Raw genomic sequence first — 20,474 nt, 5'->3', positions numbered from 1 at the left:
AACTTATACATGTACTTAAATCCTTTAAAATCGTAGATTTTAAGCAGTGCATAAGATAAGTTTTCAATCAAAAACCCTATAATTTTTAGCTAGTAGATAGATATATAACTATCTATAGAAAGCAATATATAACAGGATAATCTCTTCTGAAAGTAATATGATTAAGTTGTAGATAAAAGGGGTGAGGAGATGAATTATATTAAAGACATGAATAATGCCTTAGATTATATTGAGAAAAATATTAATAAGGATATATCCCAGGAAGAGGTAGCAAGAGTTGCTCATATTTCTAAGTTTCATTTTTTAAGGATATTTAATATTCTAACAGGAATGACTCTTGGACAGTATATTAGGGGAAGAAGGTTAACTCTTGCAGCTAAAGAGGTTATGTCCACTAACATGAAGATAATAGATATCTCATATAAGTATGGTTATGAAACACCAGAGGCATTTACAAAAGCTTTTAAAGCCTTACATGATGTATCTCCTACAGAAGCTAGAAAAAAAGGAGAAATTTTAAAAGCTATCACTCCTATATCCTTTCAAATAACAGTAAAAGGAGAGAAAAGAATGGATTATAAGATTGTAAGTAAGGATAGTTTTAAGGTAGTTGGACTTTCAAGAAAGTTTAGTACAAGGTATGGAGAGAACCTTAGAGAAATACCTAAGTTTTGGGATGAGGTTAATTCAAGTGAGATAGATAATATATTAATGAATAATCAAGGAGATTTAGGTATACTTGGAATATGTACAGGGGTATGTGAAAATAAGGATGAAATGAAATATATGATAGCAGTTCAAGGAGACGAGGTTGAAGCATTAAAATCATATAAGGATTATGAAGTTTTTGAAATGCCTAAGAGTACCTTTGCAGTATTTGAGGTCATAGGACCTATGCCTCACGCAATTCAAAAGGCATGGCATCAAATTTTTGCAGAATGGTTCCCTGCAACTCAATATGAACATGCAAATGCCCCGGAGTTTGAAGCATATTTACCAGGAGATCCATATGTAGAGGATTATAAATGTGAAATTTGGATACCTATAGTTGAAAAATAACAAAAAGACCTTAGAGGGACTTAACATCCTTCTAAGGTCATTTCTATTATTCTTCTACTAGTTCAAAGTCTTCTTTACCTACCCCACATAGTGGACATACCCAATCATCTGGTATATCTTCAAAGCTTGTTCCTGGTGCTATTCCTGAATCAGGATCGCCAACCTCTGGATCATAAATATAGCCACATGGTACACATAAATATTTTTTCATTTTAATACCTCCTAAGTTATTAATATTTATTTAAAATAATTTTAAGCAGTTTAAAATTATATATAAAACAGGCTTTTAAGCCTAATAGAAGCCTTATTTTATGTTTCATTAATGAGTTACATATTTAATTTATATACATTGTAATTTTCATATCACTTTCAATGAATAAACTCCATTAAAACATAGATAGCTATAAAACTTAAATATCAATATATTTATCTTAAGGGCTAAGTATATTATTTATTTAAAAACTAAGTTTTAATATATTGATTTTATTAGTTTATGACTTAAGCCTAGTTTTTATTTCTACTATAAAGTCTTTAATAGAAATATTTTTTAAGTCAATACCATCTAAGGATAGCTCCTTTTCTATAGAAGATTTAAACATTTGGGATAGGGTAATATCACCAATTGAAATAGCTCCCACTATTTTATTATTCTTAATAAATATTCTAATATACTTATCATTTACCTCTTCCTCTATGCTATTATCATAGCTTCCCTCATTTACAGAACCTATAGATAGTAGGGAAATATTAAAACCATTAAGTATAGTAACAGGCACGGTTTTTTTATAGTTAATATTGTCACCAGCCATATTACTTCCAGCTACCTTACCCTGATCCATGGCCTTAGTCCAGAGTCCTTCTATAGTTCCTTGAAGTTCAGCTACATCTCCAGCAGCATATATTCCCTTAATAGAGGTTTCCATATTTTCATTAACTATGACCCCTCTAGTAACTTTAATTTCAGTATTTTGTATAATCTCAATATTTGGTACTATACCTATGGAGTAGATTACACTATCGCAAGGAAGGACCTTATTTTTATTTACTGTAATTCCTTCTACCTTTTGAGATCCTAAGATTTCATCTACACTTGTATTTAAAAGAAGGTTTACTCCTGATTTTTCTATTTTATCCTTTAGTATAAGGGAGGCTTTTTCATCTAGCTGTCTAGCCATAAGCCTTTCACCTACTTCGATAATAGATACTTTTTTATCATTAGTATGTAGAGTCCAAGTAGTTTCAAGACCTTGAATACCTCCACCAATATGAACAATATTATTTTTATCCTCTAAATAATCCTTAATATTGTTAGCATCCATTATATGTCTAAGAGTGAACACACCTTTTTTGTTATGACCAGGAACAGGTAGAGTTCTATTATTTGCTCCTGTTGCAATTAATAACTTATCATAGGAAATCTTTTCTTCCTTTGATGTTATTATTAAGCTATTTTTAATATCTATGCTAGAAATTCTTATATTATCAAAGACCTTTATGTTATTTTCCTCATACCACTGATTCTTTTTTAGAAGAATTTTATCATTGTTTAAATTCTTAAGTAAATCTTTAGAGAGCTTTATTCTTGAGTAAGGAAGGAATGATTCTTCGCCGTATATAGATATATTACCATCCTTATCTCTATCTCTAATAGCTTTAGCCGCATTTATTGATGTAACGCCACTTCCTATAATTACATAATTTTTCCTCATGTTTCTTACCTCATTTAATCTTAGATGCAATTATTTTTATTATATGATATTTAATATTCTTAAGTTCTTTCTAATATCCTCTATTTTTTTTAGAAAATTCTGTGGAATTTTGTGTTTTTACATAATATTTACTATTTATTTACCTTAAGTACATTAAGATATTAATTTATTGAACTAGTTACTCTTAAAGTTATAAATTATATAGTCTAAATTTGTAATAAAAAACTCTTTTGTAATTGCTGATTTAAATATAATAAGAATTTAATTATGAAGATATATGGTAGAGAGTAGAATTTATAAAAATAGTATCTATTTAATAAAATTAAGGTATCTATAGTTTGCCACAGTAATACTAAATATATTAAAAAATTAAGTATTAAAAATCCAAGTAAAGTAATAAGTAAGATAAAAATAAATTAAAAATTCATTGACAATAATCTCCTATAGGAATATCATATGAGTATACAGTGATATGAGCGAAGAGTAATATGAATTTTATATATATTGGAGGAGTTATTTATGAAACCAAAGGTTGCTTTTATATGTGTACATAATTCTTGTAGATCTCAAATGGCAGAGGCCTTAGGGAAAAATTTTGCAAAAGATATTTTTTATTCTTATTCAGCAGGAACAGAGTTAAGACCTAATATTAATGCAGATGCGGTTAAAGTCATAAAGGATTTACATAGTATAGATATGAATGAATCTCAGCACTCAAAACTTCTTAGTGATATACCGGAGGTGGATGTTGTTATAAAAATGGGGTGTAATGTTGTTTGCCCATTTCTTCCTTCTAAATATGAGGAAGATTGGGGTCTAGAAGATCCTACTGGAAAGAGCTATGAAGAGTTTGTTAAAACGGCAAGGATAATTGAAGAAAAGATAAAAGATTTAGGAAAAAGAATAGAAAGCAATGAAATTGATTTAAGATAAGAATTTATAGGGTTTTTGATTAAAACTTATTTTATGCACTACTTAAAACCCAAGGTTTTAAAGAGTTTAAGTGCATGTATAAGTTAAAATCCAAGCTAAAAACCTTATAGAAAAATATATAGTTTAGAAATAACTAATAATCTTAAACTATATGTAAAAATAAAGACATTTTTAAAAATCACAATAGTATTAATGGTTCCAGAAGTTAATCATTAAAGGTATATGATATACGGAACTATACTTAGAAGGAGAAAGGATAATTTATGGATATATTGGAAGTTTTAAAAATTCTATCAGATACCACAAGGCTTAGAATACTTAACATATTATATGATGGAGATCTATGTGTATGTGAAATAGAATATGTACTAGAACTTACTCAATCTAATGCTTCAAGACATTTAAACAATATGAGTAAAGCTAAGGTTTTAGAGAGTTATAAGGTTAATAAATATACCTACTATAAGATAAATGAGGAAATATATAAGGATTATCCTTTTGTAAAAGAGGTAATAGGTAAGGAACTTTTAAAAAATTCTATGCTTAAAGAGGATAAGAATAAACTTGATGCATATAAAAATAGCGGGTTAAACTGTGATTGTTTAACTAAAAAGTATTAATACATATTTATCCTATGCCTATAACTGAGAATAGTCATAGGATAAGTCATTCTAAGTTTTAGCTTTATGTTAGGAATATTATTTTAAGTAACTTACATGTGAAGTTAATAATCAGTTTGATTAAGACATCACTGAATAATTATAAGAGAATTAAATGAGAAGCTTAACTTAGATTATATAAAATATTAGAGGGAGGGGAGGTTTAGTAAGATATATACTTACTAAAACAAGTTATGATTAATGAAGTTAAAGAAAAGGGAAAGGGACTAGGATTTTTTGAGAAATATTTAACCCTATGGGTAGCTATTTGTATAGTTTTAGGTATTGCAATAGGTAAATTTATGACTTTTATACCTAATACTTTATCTAAGTTTGAATATTACAATGTTTCAATACCAGTGGCCATTCTGATATGGCTTATGATTTATCCCATGATGCTTAAGATAGATTTTTCAAGTATAGTTAATGCTACTAAAAAACCGAAGGGACTTATGGTTACCTGTATAACTAACTGGCTGATTAAACCTTTTACCATGTATTTATTTGGGTATTTTTTCTTTAATATAGTCTTTAAATCTTTTATACCAGAGCCATTAGCAAAGGATTATCTTGCAGGAGCAGTGCTTTTAGGAGCGGCCCCTTGTACTGCCATGGTATTTGTATGGAGTTATCTAACTAAAGGAGATCCAGCGTATACTTTAGTTCAAGTAGCTATTAATGATCTTATAATACTAGTGGCTTTTGCCCCCATAGTAGCATTTTTACTTGGAGTTAGTGATGTATCTGTACCTTATGGAACTCTTATATTATCAACTATATTATTTGTTGTAATTCCTCTATTAGCAGGATATTTAACAAGAAATTATATGATAAAAGCTAAAGGTAAAGATTATTTCGAAAATGATTTTTTAGGGAAATTTTCTAATATAACTGTAATAGGACTTCTTTTAACCTTGGTTATAATTTTTTCATTCCAAGGAGAAATTATATTAAACAATCCACTCCATATAGTTTTAATAGCAGTACCACTTACCATACAGACATTTTTTATATTCTTCTTTGCTTATGGATGGGCCAAGTTTTTAAAACTTCCTCACAATATAGCAGCACCAGCTGGGCTTATAGGAGCTAGTAATTTCTTTGAATTGGCAGTAGCTGTTGCCATAGCTTTATTTGGATTAAATTCGGGAGCGGCCCTTGCCACAGTAGTTGGGGTTTTGGTTGAGGTGCCTGTTATGCTTACATTAGTTAAGATAGCTAATAAAACTAAAAATAAATTTTAGATATAAGAGGAGAGATATTTATGAGTAAAATGGAAATTTTTGATCCTTCAATGTGTTGTTCTACAGGAGTTTGTGGTCCAAGTGTTGATAAGAATCTATTAAGAGTGTCCACCGTTATAAATACAATTACTAAAAAAGGTGGAAATATAAAAAGATATAATCTATCTAGCGACCCTCAAGCTTTTGTGGATAATAAGGTTATAAATGAGTATTTAATGAGGGACGGAGTGGACATACTTCCAATAACTCTATTAGACGGAAAGGTAATTAAAACTAAGGAGTATTTAACAAATGAGGAGTTTTATAAAGTTCTTAATATTAAAGAAGAACCTCTGACTTTAAATTTAAATAAGGGAAAGAGCTGTTGCTGCATAGATAAGGGATGTTGTTAATAAAATATTGAATTGAGTTAGGAGGCATATATACCAAGAAGTCTTGGTGTATATGTACCTCCATATTTTTGAACTTTTTTTATCTGATGGCTAGGAACTGTAACACCTCTCACCCACTTAAAAGGTGGGGGGCATATCAGTTTAGAAAATATTTTGTTTAATTATAGAAAGAAGGGATAGCAATGTATAAAGCTTTTAATCCAGAGAATATTGAATTGACTAAATACCTTTTCTTTACAGGTAAAGGAGGAGTAGGAAAAACTTCTACAGCTTGTGCTACTGCTATAACCTTAGCGGATAAGGGACATAAAGTTCTGCTTATAAGTACAGATCCAGCTTCAAATCTTCAAGATGTATTTAATAGAAGTTTAGATAATAAAGGGGTAGCTATAAGTGAAGTTCCCGATCTAGTCGTAGCTAATCTTAATCCAGAAGAAGCTGCTAGAGAATATAGGGAATCTGTAGTTGGACCCTATAGAGGTAAACTTCCAGAGACAGTTATAAAAAATATGGAAGAACAGCTTTCAGGTTCTTGTACTGTTGAGATTGCAGCTTTTAATGAATTCTCTACATTTATAACTGACGAGAAAAACGAAAAGGAATATGATTATATAATCTTTGATACAGCACCTACAGGACACACTTTAAGGATGCTTCAGCTTCCTTCAGCTTGGAGTAATTTTATAAGTGAGAGCACCCATGGAGCTTCTTGTCTTGGACAATTAGCAGGGCTTGAAAGTAAGAAGGAAATGTATAAAAATGCTGTTAATACCTTAAGTAATAAAGATAAGACTAAGTTAATACTAGTAGCAAGACCAGAGGAAATACCTCTTAAGGAAGGAGAGAGAGCTTCCTTAGAACTTAAAGACCTAGGAGTTAATAATCAAATCCTTGTTATAAATGGAATTCTAGAAGATTATACAGAGGGAGATATTATATCAGAGGGATTATATAAAAAACAACAAAAAGCATTAGAGAGTATGCCAGAGTATCTTAAAAATATAGAAACTTTAATGATACCATTAAGATCATATAATGTTACAGGAATTGAAAATATAAGAAGAATGTTAAAGGAAGACCATATAGAAGAGAATGTAGAGGTTTTAGATAAAGAAATAATGAATGGTATTCATGATTTAATTGAGGATTTGTATACTTCTAAAAAGAAGGTCATATTCACTATGGGTAAAGGGGGAGTGGGGAAAACCACTTTAGCAGCAGCTATAGCCCGCGGTCTTTCAAACAAAGGGGTAAAAGTACATTTAACTACTACAGACCCAGCTAATCATTTAGCATTTTCTCTATATAAAAATGAGAATATAGAGGTTAGTCATATAGATGAAGAATTAGAACTTAAAAAATATAAGGAAGAGGTTTTAAGTAAAGCAAGGGAGACAATGAGCGAAAAAGATATTGACTATGTAGAAGAGGATTTAAGGTCTCCATGTACCCAAGAAATTGCAGTTTTTCGTGGGTTTTCAGAGTTAGTTGAGAAGGCAGATTCAGAGGTGGTGGTTATAGACACAGCACCAACAGGACATACGCTACTTCTTTTAGATTCTACAGAAAGCTATCATAGGGAAATTGAAAGATCTAAGGGAGAGGTACCAGAATCAGTTAGAAGACTTCTTCCAAGACTGAGAGATAAAAATGAGACAGAGGTGGTTATAGTAACTCTTCCAGAGGCAACTCCTTTCTTTGAAGCAATGAGACTTGAGGAAGATCTAAAAAGAGCTGGAATAAATAATAAGTGGTGGGTTATAAATTCTAGCTTATTTATGACGGAAACTAAAAATCCACTTCTTAAAGCTAAGGCATCTAAAGAGATTCAATGGATTAAAAGGATCAATGAACATTCTAATGGAAATACTGTGTTAATTCCTTGGAGTGAGAAAGAAGTTAAAGGATCTATGTTATTAACTGAAAGCTAGACTTATAATATACTATTATAGTAGTTAAAAGAACTGTAATTTAATTATTATTAAGTAGGTTAATAAAACTATAGTCAAAATAGTCTAATATAACTATTTCGGATATAGCTTTTTTATTATTAAATATATTTTTATATTAAGTATTTATTACAATTTTCTTAATGAAAATTTAATTATGATATAACTATGAAAAAAATATATTATAATATATAATAAGTAAGGTTATATTTTTTTCATAGTATTGTATTTTATGGAATTACTAATATTAAAAAATTATAAGTGTAGATATTTTAAAAAGTATTTAATTAATATATTTAACTATTTATCTGATGGCTACTAACTGTAATACACCTTCCTTTTAAAAGAAAAGGGATAACAGTTACTACGTCCTTAGATTAACTCATCTAGCCTTCAGGTGGTTGAAAGAACACCATCTAAAGAAAGATTCGTTCTATTTAATATTATAGATATTTGTAGTTTTAAATAAACGGTTAGATGGAAAGGAGATACACATGACAAATGTAGTAGGAATTTTAGTATCATTAGTATTTGTATTTTTAGTAATAGGATTATCTACCCTCTTTACAAAATTTAATATATTAAAGGATGAAGGTAGTCGTAAGTTTATACATATAGTAGTTTCAAATTGGTGGATAATAGCAATAATGTTTTTTGACAATCCTATTTATGCATCTATAGTACCTTTATTATTTATCATAGTAAATTATATATCTTATAAAAAGCAGGTATTTAAGGCTATGGAAAGAGATGGAGGATTAAAGGATTTAGGTACGGTTTATTATGCTATTTCACTATTTATACTTTCTCTTATAACATTTAAAGGGAGTCATACCCCGTATATAGGGCTTGTAGGAATACTGTCTATGGGATATGGAGATGGATTTGCGGCAGTAGTTGGGACAAGGTATGGAAACCATGAGTTTAAGATTCTAGGGTATAAAAAGTCTTTAGAAGGGAGCTTAACCATGTTTTTAATGTGCTCAGCTTTATCATATATAATTATGATGATTTTAGGTATTAACAATTATTTTTGGGTAAGTGTTATAATAGGATTAGTTGCTACAGCAGCTGAAATTCTAACTCCTATGGGGTTTGATAATATAACAGTTCCATTAATAACTTCAGGTTTCTTTTATTATTTAACAAAAGGATTAACTATTTGGTGGTGATTAAAAGGTGGAAACATTAATAGGTGGTGTTCTTTCAATTGCAATAGCTGGACTAGCTTTTAAGAAAAAATCTTTAGATCTAAGCGGATTTATAGGAGCTACTATCCTTGGAACATTGATATATACCTTTGGTGGTGTTTATTTTTACACTATAATGATGGTGTTTTTTATATCTTCATCTGTACTTACAAAAATTAAAGATGAAAATAAACTAGAAGATATTTATGAAAATGACAAAAAAGGAAGAAGTTACATACAAGTATTGGCCAACGGTGGAGTAGGGCTTATACTTTCATACATGTTTTATAAAACTAACAATGATATGTATTATCTTATTTATTGTATATCTTTTGCTGCATCTAATGCAGATACTTGGGCATCAGAGGTCGGTGTACTAAGCACTAGGAATCCTATCTCTTTAATAACTCTTAAAAAAGTTAAAAGAGGAGAGTCAGGAGGGGTAACTTTTCTTGGAACTTTGGCATCTTTTATGGGGTCAAGCCTCATTGCAATATTCTTTGTCATAGGATATTTAAACATAGGTAATGGAGATAAATTAGTATATTACTTTACTATTTGTATAGTTTTAGGATTCCTAGGTTCTATAATAGATAGCATACTGGGAGAAACTATTCAGGTGAAGTATAAAAGTTCTGATGATGAATTAGTTGAAGTATATTCAAGAGATTCTAATCTTAATAGAATTAAAGGGATACCAGGAGTTAATAATGATGTGATAAATCTATTAAGTAACATCATAGTTGTATTTATAGGGGCATTCATCCTATTATAATGAAAATAATATTGACCTAGAGAGGGTATAGGAATATAATTATTTTATAATTTAATAGGTCATGGAGTTCGACCTTTAATTGCTTATTTTAAAAAGCTAATGACTCCTACAAGTGTGCATGTCATATTTGTAGGAGCTTTTTTGTATTTAAAATTATTAATTAGAAAATTAAAGCGAGAAGAGGCTAGAAGATTTAATGAGCTATTAAGATTAAAGCTGAAAGTTTAGATATTAATCTAATAAAGATATAGGGTTTTTGATTCAAAACTTATCTTATGCACTGCTTAAAATCTAAGATTTTAAAGGATTTAAGTACATGTATAAGTTAAGATTTATGCTAAAAACCCCATAAAAATTTTAAAGAAACAATATAAAAACTAATTTAACGAAAATGGTTACATAAATTTAGACAAACTGTCATACGAGAATACAATGAAGGGAGAAGATTTATGAGTATATTAGTTATAGTTATTAGTTTAATTTTAATAGGGGTAATAGCTTATATTATAGGGAAAGGAGTAGAGAGAATAAAGCTACCATCCTTACTAGGAATGATGATCTTTGGAATGTTTATTGGACCTTATTTCTATAATATAATTCCAGAGGAAACATTGAATTTATCACCTATGATTAAAGATGTGACCTTAGTTACAGTACTCTTTATAGCAGGTCTTGGGATAAGTAGTGATGAAATGAAGGCTATAGGAAGACCAGCTGTGCTACTTAGTGTCATACCTGCTACCTTAGAGGGGTTTACCATAGCTATATTATCTACTATATTTTTAGGATTTGATTTTATTCAAGGAGCTATCTTAGGTTTTATAATAGCAGCAGTAAGTCCAGCTGTATTAATACCATCCATGTTAGATTTAATTGATAAAAATTTTGGTAGGGATAAATCTATACCTCAAATGCTACTAGTGGGAGCTTCGGCAGATGACACAGTAGCTATAACCTTATTTAGTACCTTTCTATCTATATATCTTGGGGGAACTAATGGAGCACAGGTGTCTTTAGGGAAAGAAATTATTTTAATACCTATTTCTATAGTTATAAGTATAGGAGTAGCATACTTAATATCAAGACTTACAAAACCTATTGTAAGTAATACTAAGGATATAAGAATTAAAGCATTATTGGTCTTTTTGGTATGCTTAGGGTTAAGAAGCATTGAGGTGAGTATTAATTTAGAAATATTTAACTCACTTTTATCTATCATGATATATGGATTTTTCTTAAGAAATACTTTAGAAAAGGATGCACTTTTAATAAAGAAGACTATGGATAAAGTTTGGGGAGGAGGGAAGGTGTTTTTATTCACTTTTGTAGGAACAGCTATAAATCCAAATCTTGTGGGAGAATATTTCCTAGTAGGATTATTAATTCTAACTTGTTCATTATTTATAAGATCTATTGGAGTTTTGATTTCACTTTTGGGAACTAACTTAAATGCTAAAGAAAGATTATTCTGTATAATAGCTTACCTTCCAAAGGCAACAGTACAGTCAGCAAAGGCAGGCATACCTCTTCAAATGGGAGTGGTTCATGGAGAAGTTATGCAGGCTATAGCAATACTTAGTGTTCTAATTACAGCACCTATAGGTGCTATAGGAATAAAGGTTGCAGCACCTAAATGTTTGAATGAATCTTATTAGGGTTAATCATAACTTTTATAAAAATTACTTTACATACTTAATATTTGAATATGCTGCAAAGCATAGTAAATTTAGGTTTATTTTAAGGTGTTATGTAGTAAATATATAAAAAATGTTAAGGTAATCTTAAAGTATTCTTAATTTAGTGTGAGATTTATACATGGAATTAATTTATAGATTATAATATTTAATATAATAATTTTCAGATACTTTAGGTTAATTAAATAAAAGCCTATGTAATGGCAAGAATAAAAGGATAAGAAGTGAAAAACTTTAAAGTAAGAGGTGATAACCTTTGAGTTATAGGGATTTGCAAGAAGATGATGAAAATAGAGAACATATTTATGGACTTACTGAAGAAGAGGTAAGGAGTAGAGTTAAAAATGGTGAGGTAAATATTCTTCCTAAAGCTCCTGCTCGTACAATGGGGGAAATTATAAGAGTGAATCTATTTACAAGATTTAATGCTATAAACTTTGTTTTAGCCATACTTGTTATAATCGCAGGATCTCCTAAAAACGCTCTTTTTGCAGGGGTTATAATAACTAATACCATAGTTGGAGTAGTTCAAGAGATACGTGCTAAGAGAACTTTGGAGAAGCTTTCAGTTTTAAATATGGCAGAGACTAAGGTTTTAAGAGAAGGAAAGGAAAAGAGCATTAATGTGGAGGAAGTTGTCCTTGATGATATTATAGTGTTAACTCCAGGAAGCGAAGTTGTAGTTGATGGAGAGGTATTACCAGGAAGTAGTTTTGAAGTGGATGAATCCATGCTTACAGGAGAAGCAGATCCAGTATTTAAGGAGGATAAATCAACACTTTTATCTGGAAGCTTTGTAGTTTCAGGTAGCGGATATGGAAGAGTAACTCATGTAGGTAAGGATACCTATGCAGCTAAGCTGTCCGATGAGGCTAGAAAGTTTAAGAAGATAAATTCAGAGCTTGCGCAAGCTGTAGACAAGATACTAAAGGTTTTAATTTGGCTTATATTTCCTATAGGGGCATTGCTTGTAATAAGTCAGATTTTTTTTACAGATAGAACTTGGCAGGAAGCTATTATTAGTGCTACTGCAGGAATTATTGGTATGGTACCGGAGGGGCTTGTTCTTCTTACTAGCCTTACATTTGTTGTTGGAGTAGTTAGACTTTCAAAATGGAACACTTTGGTCCAGGAGCTTCCAGCTACAGAGGTTCTTGCTAGGGTAGATGTCTTATGCCTTGATAAGACAGGAACTATTACAGAAGGGGCACTAAAACTACATGATATAAAACTTCTTCAGGATTATAAAGAGGAAGATATAGATAAGGTGCTTTGTGGATTAGCCCATGCATTTCCAAGTACTAATCCAACTCAACAAGCTATCCTAGATAAATATAGTGAGAAGTCAGATTTAGTAGTTAAAAGTACTATACCATTCTCCTCAGATAAAAAATGGAGTGGAGCAAAATTTAAGGAATATGGCTCCTGGGTTCTTGGAGCACCAGAGATGGTTCTGAGAGATAGATATGATAATATAAAGAATGATGTAGAAGAGGAAGCAAAGAAGGGAAGAAGAGTTTTAATCCTTGCTAAACTTGATGGGTCTTTAGAAGAAGAGCTTCCGGAGAATGTAGAAGGCATAGCCCTTTTACTTATAGAGGATATAATAAGAAAGGAAGCTCCAAGCACTCTTGAGTATTTCCATAGAGAGGGAGTTAATGTAAAGATAATATCAGGAGATAATCCAGTTACGGTAGCTGCTGTGGCAAAGAGAGCGGGGGTTAAAAATTCAGAGAATTACATAGATGCAAGAACACTGCCAGAAGATGAGAAGGGGCTGGAGAAAGTGGCTGAAAATACCACGGTGTTTGGTAGAGTTACACCTCATCAAAAGAAAGAATTAGTAAAAGCTCTTCAAAGAAAAGGTCATATAGTTGCTATGACAGGAGATGGGGTCAATGATGTTTTAGCTTTGAAGGAAGCAGATTGTGGAATATCTATGGCAAATGCCAGTGATGCTACTAAGGCCGTAGCACAGTTGGTGCTTTTAGATTCTAATTTTGCTTCCCTTCCAGAGGTAGTAGTTGAAGGTAGACGTATGATAAATAACCTTGAAAGTGTTTCAGATCTTTATTTAACAAAAACTGTTTACTCTATATTACTGTCACTTATATTCGGAGTTATTTTATTACCATATCCTATTCTTCCGATACAGCTAAGCTTAATTGGGGCTGTAGCCATAGGAATACCATCATTCTTCCTTGCTTTAGGACCAAATAAAGAGAGGGTAAAAAGCGGGTATTTGAATAGAGTACTAAGTACATCTATAACCAATGGAGTTATAATAACTGGAGCTACTATAATTATTTTTATGCTATCAAGTATACATAAGTTAACTATAATAGAGGCTCGTACTTTATCTACTATTGTAGTTGGTGGAATAAGTATAATGGTTTTAAAGAGAGTGGCACAGCCGTTAAATCTTTTGAAGACGGGACTAGTTATAGCTATGGGAGGATTATTTGCCTTAGCTTATGTATTTCCAATAGGAAGAATGATATTCTCCTTTGTTATACCTAAGGATATAATTTATATATTGATTGCTGTACTTTTAGTTTTAGTATCAGAACAATTAACCACCATTGCATTAGTTATATATGAAAGTGTAATTGATAGATTTAATAAAAAAAAACAAGAGAAAAAAGAAAAGATTAATCATTAGATTTATTGAGTATGGAATGGAGAGGTGACTTTTATATAAATATCCTTTAGGTATATATAGATATAGAATAAAAGCGTATCCTAAAAAATCAAAAATGCTAGCTCCTTAGTAAATAAGGGTTAGCATTTATTTTTTTACTTTATGCTGTAGATTATTAAGTTTGTAGTAGGCCATCTAATATAGAATATTTAAGAGTAATAATTTATAGATAAACCATATGATACTTAAAATTAAACCACTAGATAGCATTATTTAAGACATATTCAAAGGTTGAGTTTTTAAGTGGTTCATCTATATTGTAAATCTAAGGTGTCTCTATTATTAATTAGGAGGTATTCTTATTTTTAAAAATAAAGTTGAGTAAAAACTATATATGATATAAAATAATTTGTGGAGTTATAATTTTAACAATCTTAGAATATGTATGTAAGCAGCTTATTCTAAGATGAAAAAGCTATTATTTTAAACTAAAGAAAGTACCATATCTCTCATATACAGAGATTAAGGTAACTTACAAGGAGGGTTATATTTTGAGTATTAAAAGCTTTCTTAAACTGGTAGAGATACAAACCAAGGTAGCAAGTGTTATGCCTTTTATCCTTGGAACATTATATTCTGTTTACAGATATAAAGCCTTTGATTTGAAAAACTTTATACTTATGTTCCTATCATTACTTTGCTTTGATATGGCAACTACAGCCATAAATAATTACTATGATTATAAAAAGGCTACAAATATTAAGGGAAATGATTATAAAAAGAAGAACATAATAGGTAGTGATAATCTAAATTTAAATACTGTTAGATTTATAATAGTTATTTTGGTTCTAATAGCTATAGGTGCTGGAATTATATTAACATTAAATACAGATATAGTAGTTTTAATTATAGGAATGATCTCCTTCTTAGTTGGAATATTTTATACATATGGACCTATACCTCTTTCACGTATGCCTCTAGGAGAATTATTCTCAGGATTTTTCATGGGGGTTGTGATTATATTTTTATCCATATATATTCATATATATGATACTGGAATAATATATTTAGGTTACGAAAATAACATAGTCTCTATGACTGTAAATATAAAAGAAATAATATACATATTTTTAATATCTGTGCCGGCATTTATGGGTATATCAAATATTATGCTTGCCAATAACATCTGTGATGTGGAAGAAGACATAGTAAATAAGAGGTTTACTCTTCCTTATTACATAGGAAAAGAAAATGCAGTGAAGTTATTTAAATGGCTTTATTACATAGCTTATTTAGATATAGCTTTAATAGTAGCTCTTAGAGTAGCTCCTGTGGTTTTAATACTCTCTATCTTGTCTTTTAAACAGGTTAAGAAGAATATAGATATATTCTCTAAAGAGCAGATAAAGAGCAAAACCTTTATAATGGGAGTTAAGAATTTTATAATTATGACTTTATATCAAATAGTTTTAGTTGCTATTGGGATATTAATATAGTTAAAAAGCCAAGGGGGAACCTTTGGCTTTTATTATTAAGTTTAAGTAAATATACTTTAAAGAAAAGGTTATAAGAGCCAAAATAAAATGTTAAAAAATCTTCATTTTTTAATGATTTTTTATAAATTTTAAACAAGAAATTTTTTACACAATAAAATATATAAAAAGGAGATTCTATAAAAAAGTATTTTGGGGAATTTTCAGAAAAAATATTTTTTTAAAAAATTTATGCAATAAAATCAAAAATGGTTGCAAAAGCAACTGTTTAAAGTGGATAGAAATCATATAGATTAAGAATTTGTAAATAACTATTTTGCATATATGAAAGTTTTGAATTGAAAACTTGCATTTTAACATAAAAAAGGAGGTATGGAAATAAAAAACACAATGTTAAATGCTAGACAAAATGACGGTTTGATTATAAAATATTTTATGAACTAGTATTTTTTATGACAAATAATATATTTTGATGAGGTGTAGCAAAATGGATAAGAAGGACATTTTAATTTTAGGTGCCGGCTATGCTGGAGTGTGTGCAGCCAAGAAGCTAGCAAAGAAATACAAAAAAGATTCAAATGTTAACATTACATTAATTGATAAGAATCCATTCCACACACTTATGACTGAACTACATGAAGTAGCAGGAGGAAGAGTACATCCTGAATCAGTACAAGTTGATCTTGGAAAAATATTTAACAAGACAAAGGTTAATGTAGTAACAGATTACATTACAAAAGTGGACAAGGACAATAAGGTAGTTACTACTAAAAATGGACGATATAAATATGACTATTTAATCATAGGAACAGGTAGTGAACCAGCATTCTTTGGTGTACCTGGAGTTAAAGAACATGGATTTACATTATGGTCCTTTGAAGATGCTATAAGACTTAGAGCTCATATAAAAAGCACCTTTGAAAAAGCATCAAAAGAAAGAGATGAGAAGAAGAGACGTGAACTTCTTACTTTTATAGTTGCAGGGTCAGGTTTTACAGGAATAGAAATGGCTGGAGAGCTTCTAGAGTGGAAGACAAAGCTTGCAAAGGAATATAAGGTTTCAGAAAAAGAAGTAAGACTAATAGTGGTTGAAGCTCTAGGAACAATTCTTAACATGCTTGATAGAAAACAGGCAGATAAGGCTGAAAGATATATGCAAAAACATGGTGTTGAGGTGATGAAGAACTCACCAATAGTTGAGGTAACACCAAGTAGCATAAAGCTTAAGTCTGGAGAAGTTATAGAAACTGAAACATTAATTTGGACATGTGGTATACAAGCAAATCAAGAAGCAGCAGAGTATGGATTTGAAAGAGCAAGAGCTGGTAGAGTTAAGACTAATGAATATATGCAAGTAGAAGGAAATGAAGATGTTTATATAGTTGGAGACTTAACTTACTTTGAGGAAACAGAGGGAAGAGCTACTCCTCAAATAGTTGAAGCAGCTGAACAAACAGCTATAACTGCAGTTAATAACATAGTTGCAGATATAAGCTCTAAGGAAAAAGTTAAATTTAAATCAAACTACCATGGATTTATGGTATCAGTAGGTGGAAGATATTGTGTTGCAAGCTTAGGTGGAATGAAGTTATCAGGCTTCTTTGCAATGGTTATGAAGCACATGGTTAATATGTACTATCTATTTGGAATTGGTGGAGTATACACTGTATGGAGATACTTACAGCATGAGTTCTTCCATATGGAGGATAGAAGATCTATAATGGGAGAGCATCTTTCTTCCTATGGTAATAGATTATGGCTTGTACCACTTAGATTATTCTTAGGATGTATGTGGCTTATTGAAGGGTCAAAGAAATTCTTTGGAGAAGAGACCTTTAAGGCAGCCACAGAAAGTTTTAAATCATTAAAGCAGTTAACTAATGGTATAGGTAGTGATAGTTGGCTTGTTAGTGGAAATGTAAAGATGCCATTTGAGTGGCTTCAAACAGCAGCTAATACTGGAGCTAGCCAAGCGGCTGATTCAGCGGCAGCAGCTACAAATTTCCCTGAGCCAATACTTAAGGAAATGCCAGGATTCTTTAAATCTATTATGGAATTTATGATGCCAAACCCAGAAGTGGCAGTTTGGTTCCAAAGAATAGTTGTTATGACTGAGATAGGAATAGGACTATGCTTAATAGCTGGATTATTTACATGGATTGCAAGTGCAGCATCTGCATTTATGGTAGTTAACTTTATACTATCTGCAATGGCAGGATGGGAAATCCTTTGGTTCTTCTTTGCGGCTATAGCTTTAATGGGTGGAGCAGGTAGAACTTTTGGTCTTGATTACTATGTAATGCCTTGGCTTTCTAAGACCCTTGGAAAATGGTGGTATGGAGAAGAGAAAGCATTATATGGAGTAGAAAAGTAGTTCAATAGACATAATACAAATTAATATAGCTTAAAAATATAGTAAAATACTAATTAAAAAAGTAGAGGGGATTTTATCTTGAAAAATCAAAGAATACAGTTATGTATTAAATAAGATTTTAGGTAAATACTCTAGAGTATATTTTTATAAATTCAAGGTTAAGCCTGGCTTATTTTTTAAGCCAGGTAAAACTTTAAATTTTATTATTTTACATATAAAATTTAAACAAGATTAAAATAAAAAACTATAGTAAAATAAAGAATAGGATTAATGTTTATCATATGTTATAAGAGTACATAGAATATATTATAATTTAGTTATTAAGATTTAGTGATGAATTTGTGGATAAGTAGAAGCATACTAAAGTAATATGTGGATACATTATAATATTTAGAGTAGAATTTTAAATACATTTATAAAGGGTGGTACTATGAAAATCAATAAAATGTGGGATAAGTACCCGGAGCTTAAGGAAGATTTAGAAGAAATAGTTCTCTTAATGGATAAAAGTATTAAATGTAAGGATAAAAAAATAGAAGGGTCCATAAAGGAGTTAATATACTCAGGAGGAAAGCTTTTAAGACCAGGGTTTTCTATGATAGCTTCAAGGTTTGGTGAATATAATAAGGAAAAAAGTAGATCAGTGGCAGCAGCTCTTGAAATCCTTCATATGGCAACATTGGTCCATGATGATATTATAGATGATGCAGATACAAGAAGAGGAAAAGAGACCATACAATCAAAATATGGTAAGAACTATGCTGTATATATCGGAGATTATTTATTCTGTGTTTGTTTTAAGTTGCTCGCAGCCCATTCAGCATCTTTAGCTAGTATAAAAATAGACACCAAAGCTATGGAGAAGATATGTCTTGGAGAAATCAACCAAATGAATTCAAAGTTCTCTTTAGATACCTCAACTAGAAAATATTTATCAAGGATATCTGGAAAGACTGCGGAATTATTTGCCCTTAGTTTTTATAGTGGGGCATCGGAGAGTGGATGTTCTGAGAAACTAAGTAAAGTATTTTTAAATATAGGACATAATATAGGAATGGCTTTTCAAATAATTGATGATATATTAGATTATACAAGTAATGATGAAGAGCTTGGAAAACCAGCAGTTAGTGATATAAAGCAAGGTATTTTTAATCTTCCCTTAATATACGCAATAAATGAAAACAAAAAGGAGTTTAAGTTTATTGAAGGAAAAGAGTTCTTAGAGGATTCAGATGTGGAATTAATTATGAACCTTGTAGAGAAATATAAGGGTGTAGATAAAGCTAGGAATGTAGCACTAAAGTACACCAATAAGGCATTTAAGCTTATAGATAAACTTCCAGAGAATGAATATAAATATATATTGAAAGAAATTGTAGAGGGACTTCTAACTAGAACAGCTTAGAAAACTTAAGAGTAATATAAAGTCATACTTATATTTTGTAGGTATGGCTTTTGTTGTTTAATTATAATATGTATTTATATAGATAAATTACATGACAATTGAAATTAAATCCTAGCTACCATTATTTAAAACGTATCTAAAGGTTGAATTTTGAAGTAGTTTATCTATAAAAGAAATGACTTGAGGAAATAGTATCCCCAAAGTCATCTTTTTTATATAATATCTGTCTTTTTAAAGACCTGTAACTTATAAGAGAATAGTTTTACTAAAGCATAGATTTCAATATATTAATCTCCTTAGATACTTCTAAAAATTTATCATTAACTTTAAGCTTTTCTTCCTCTTCTAAAGGTTTAGATAGCTTAAAACTTAATAAAGCAATCTCACATTGATACTTTAGAATATTGTCCTTTATTTCAGAAGGACTAAGAGAGGTGTCATTTGATGAAAATTTCTTAGTTTCATCTGATTTTTTTATATATTCCTCATAGTTATAGGGGTGTAGGGTAGCCTTTAAATTCTTAATCTCAAGTATTTTAGTGGCTATCTTAGAGGTAAAATATCTATCATGGGATACAAATATTACATTGCCTTTATAATAGGTTAAGACTTTTTCTATGGCTTCTTTAGATTCAATATCCATGTAGTTAGTTATCTCATCTAATATTAAAAAATTAGAGGGGCTTAATAAAACTTTGCAAAGAGCCACTCTTGACTTTTCGCCCATACTTAAATTCTTTACATATTTAAATACATCTTCCCCTTTAAATAGGAAAGTAGCTAGAAGGTTTCTTACATCCTTTAAGGTTAAATCTCCATATAAAATATTATCTGCTATAGATTTTTCCTCATCTAAGCTATTTAAGCTTTGAGAAAAGTAAGCTATTTTTATAGAAGGATTTAAATAGACTACTCCAGAATAATCCTTAACTTCTCCTATTAAAATATTTAATAAGG

Annotated in this window: 16 protein-coding genes and 1 riboswitch; of the genes, 13 read left to right on the top strand and 3 right to left on the bottom strand. The window is 30.3% G+C overall.

Annotated elements, in window-relative coordinates:
• Positions 1–189 precede the first annotated feature (189 nt).
• Complete coding sequence (locus AB2369_RS01385) at positions 190–1,059, top strand: effector binding domain-containing protein (RefSeq protein ID WP_367664679.1); 870 nt, start codon at positions 190–192, stop codon at positions 1,057–1,059.
• 46 nt (positions 1,060–1,105) lie between these two features.
• Here the strand turns inward: AB2369_RS01385 and rd are convergent, their stop codons facing one another.
• Positions 1,106–1,270 carry a rubredoxin gene (gene rd / locus AB2369_RS01380; protein ID WP_367664678.1) on the bottom strand — a complete coding sequence of 55 codons (165 nt, stop codon included), beginning with the start codon at positions 1,268–1,270 and terminating at the stop codon, positions 1,106–1,108.
• 280 nt (positions 1,271–1,550) lie between these two features.
• On the bottom strand, positions 1,551–2,768 hold the full coding sequence (locus tag AB2369_RS01375; RefSeq protein WP_367664677.1) for an NAD(P)/FAD-dependent oxidoreductase: 1,218 nt from the start codon (positions 2,766–2,768) through the stop codon (positions 1,551–1,553).
• A 519-nt stretch (positions 2,769–3,287) separates the two neighbouring features.
• On the opposite strand from AB2369_RS01375, the gene AB2369_RS01370 reads away from it, so the two are divergent.
• From AB2369_RS01370 to AB2369_RS01315, 12 genes are all read left to right on the top strand, one after another.
• Positions 3,288–3,701, top strand: a complete 414-nt coding sequence (locus AB2369_RS01370) for an arsenate reductase ArsC (RefSeq protein WP_367664676.1) — start codon at positions 3,288–3,290, stop codon at positions 3,699–3,701.
• Between the two features lie 263 nt (positions 3,702–3,964).
• Entirely contained in the window at positions 3,965–4,321 is a 357-nt protein-coding gene (locus AB2369_RS01365) for an ArsR/SmtB family transcription factor (protein ID WP_367664675.1), read from the top strand.
• Between the two features lie 233 nt (positions 4,322–4,554).
• Positions 4,555–5,604, top strand: coding sequence for an ACR3 family arsenite efflux transporter (arsB, locus tag AB2369_RS01360; RefSeq protein ID WP_367664674.1), 1,050 nt, complete (start codon positions 4,555–4,557; stop codon positions 5,602–5,604).
• 20 nt (positions 5,605–5,624) lie between these two features.
• The gene (arsD, locus tag AB2369_RS01355) at positions 5,625–5,996 is read left to right on the top strand and encodes an arsenite efflux transporter metallochaperone ArsD (RefSeq protein WP_367664673.1); all 372 of its coding nucleotides are present in this window, start codon (positions 5,625–5,627) and stop codon (positions 5,994–5,996) included.
• 182 nt (positions 5,997–6,178) lie between these two features.
• Positions 6,179–7,927, top strand: coding sequence for an arsenical pump-driving ATPase (arsA, locus tag AB2369_RS01350; RefSeq protein WP_367664672.1), 1,749 nt, complete (start codon positions 6,179–6,181; stop codon positions 7,925–7,927).
• 512 nt (positions 7,928–8,439) lie between these two features.
• Positions 8,440–9,117: a diacylglycerol/polyprenol kinase family protein gene (locus AB2369_RS01345; protein ID WP_367664671.1), complete on the top strand. Its 678-nt coding sequence runs from the start codon at positions 8,440–8,442 to the stop codon at positions 9,115–9,117.
• A 7-nt stretch (positions 9,118–9,124) separates the two neighbouring features.
• Entirely contained in the window at positions 9,125–9,910 is a 786-nt protein-coding gene (locus AB2369_RS01340; RefSeq protein ID WP_367664670.1) for a DUF92 domain-containing protein, read from the top strand.
• A gap of 48 nt (positions 9,911–9,958) precedes the next feature.
• Positions 9,959–10,026, top strand: a riboswitch (Fluoride riboswitch).
• Between the two features lie 333 nt (positions 10,027–10,359).
• Complete coding sequence (locus tag AB2369_RS01335) at positions 10,360–11,565, top strand: cation:proton antiporter (protein ID WP_367664669.1); 1,206 nt, start codon at positions 10,360–10,362, stop codon at positions 11,563–11,565.
• A 295-nt stretch (positions 11,566–11,860) separates the two neighbouring features.
• Complete coding sequence (locus tag AB2369_RS01330) at positions 11,861–14,266, top strand: HAD-IC family P-type ATPase (protein WP_367664668.1); 2,406 nt, start codon at positions 11,861–11,863, stop codon at positions 14,264–14,266.
• A 530-nt stretch (positions 14,267–14,796) separates the two neighbouring features.
• Positions 14,797–15,741 carry a 1,4-dihydroxy-2-naphthoate polyprenyltransferase gene (menA, locus tag AB2369_RS01325; protein WP_367664667.1) on the top strand — a complete coding sequence of 315 codons (945 nt, stop codon included), beginning with the start codon at positions 14,797–14,799 and terminating at the stop codon, positions 15,739–15,741.
• A 484-nt stretch (positions 15,742–16,225) separates the two neighbouring features.
• Entirely contained in the window at positions 16,226–18,112 is a 1,887-nt protein-coding gene (locus AB2369_RS01320; RefSeq protein WP_367664666.1) for an FAD-dependent oxidoreductase, read from the top strand.
• Between the two features lie 430 nt (positions 18,113–18,542).
• Entirely contained in the window at positions 18,543–19,517 is a 975-nt protein-coding gene (locus tag AB2369_RS01315; protein ID WP_367664665.1) for a polyprenyl synthetase family protein, read from the top strand.
• A 265-nt stretch (positions 19,518–19,782) separates the two neighbouring features.
• Here AB2369_RS01315 and AB2369_RS01310 read toward each other — a convergent pair.
• Positions 19,783–20,474: ATP-binding cassette domain-containing protein (locus AB2369_RS01310; protein ID WP_367664664.1), on the bottom strand; the 692-nt coding region annotated here is incomplete at its 5' end.

The sequence above is a fragment of the Clostridium sp. genome (assembly GCF_040797585.1).
Classification (GTDB): domain Bacteria; phylum Bacillota; class Clostridia; order Clostridiales; family Clostridiaceae; genus Clostridium_Z.
The sequence above is the reverse complement of the archived record's forward strand: the minus strand, read 5'-3'. Positions and strand labels throughout refer to the sequence as shown.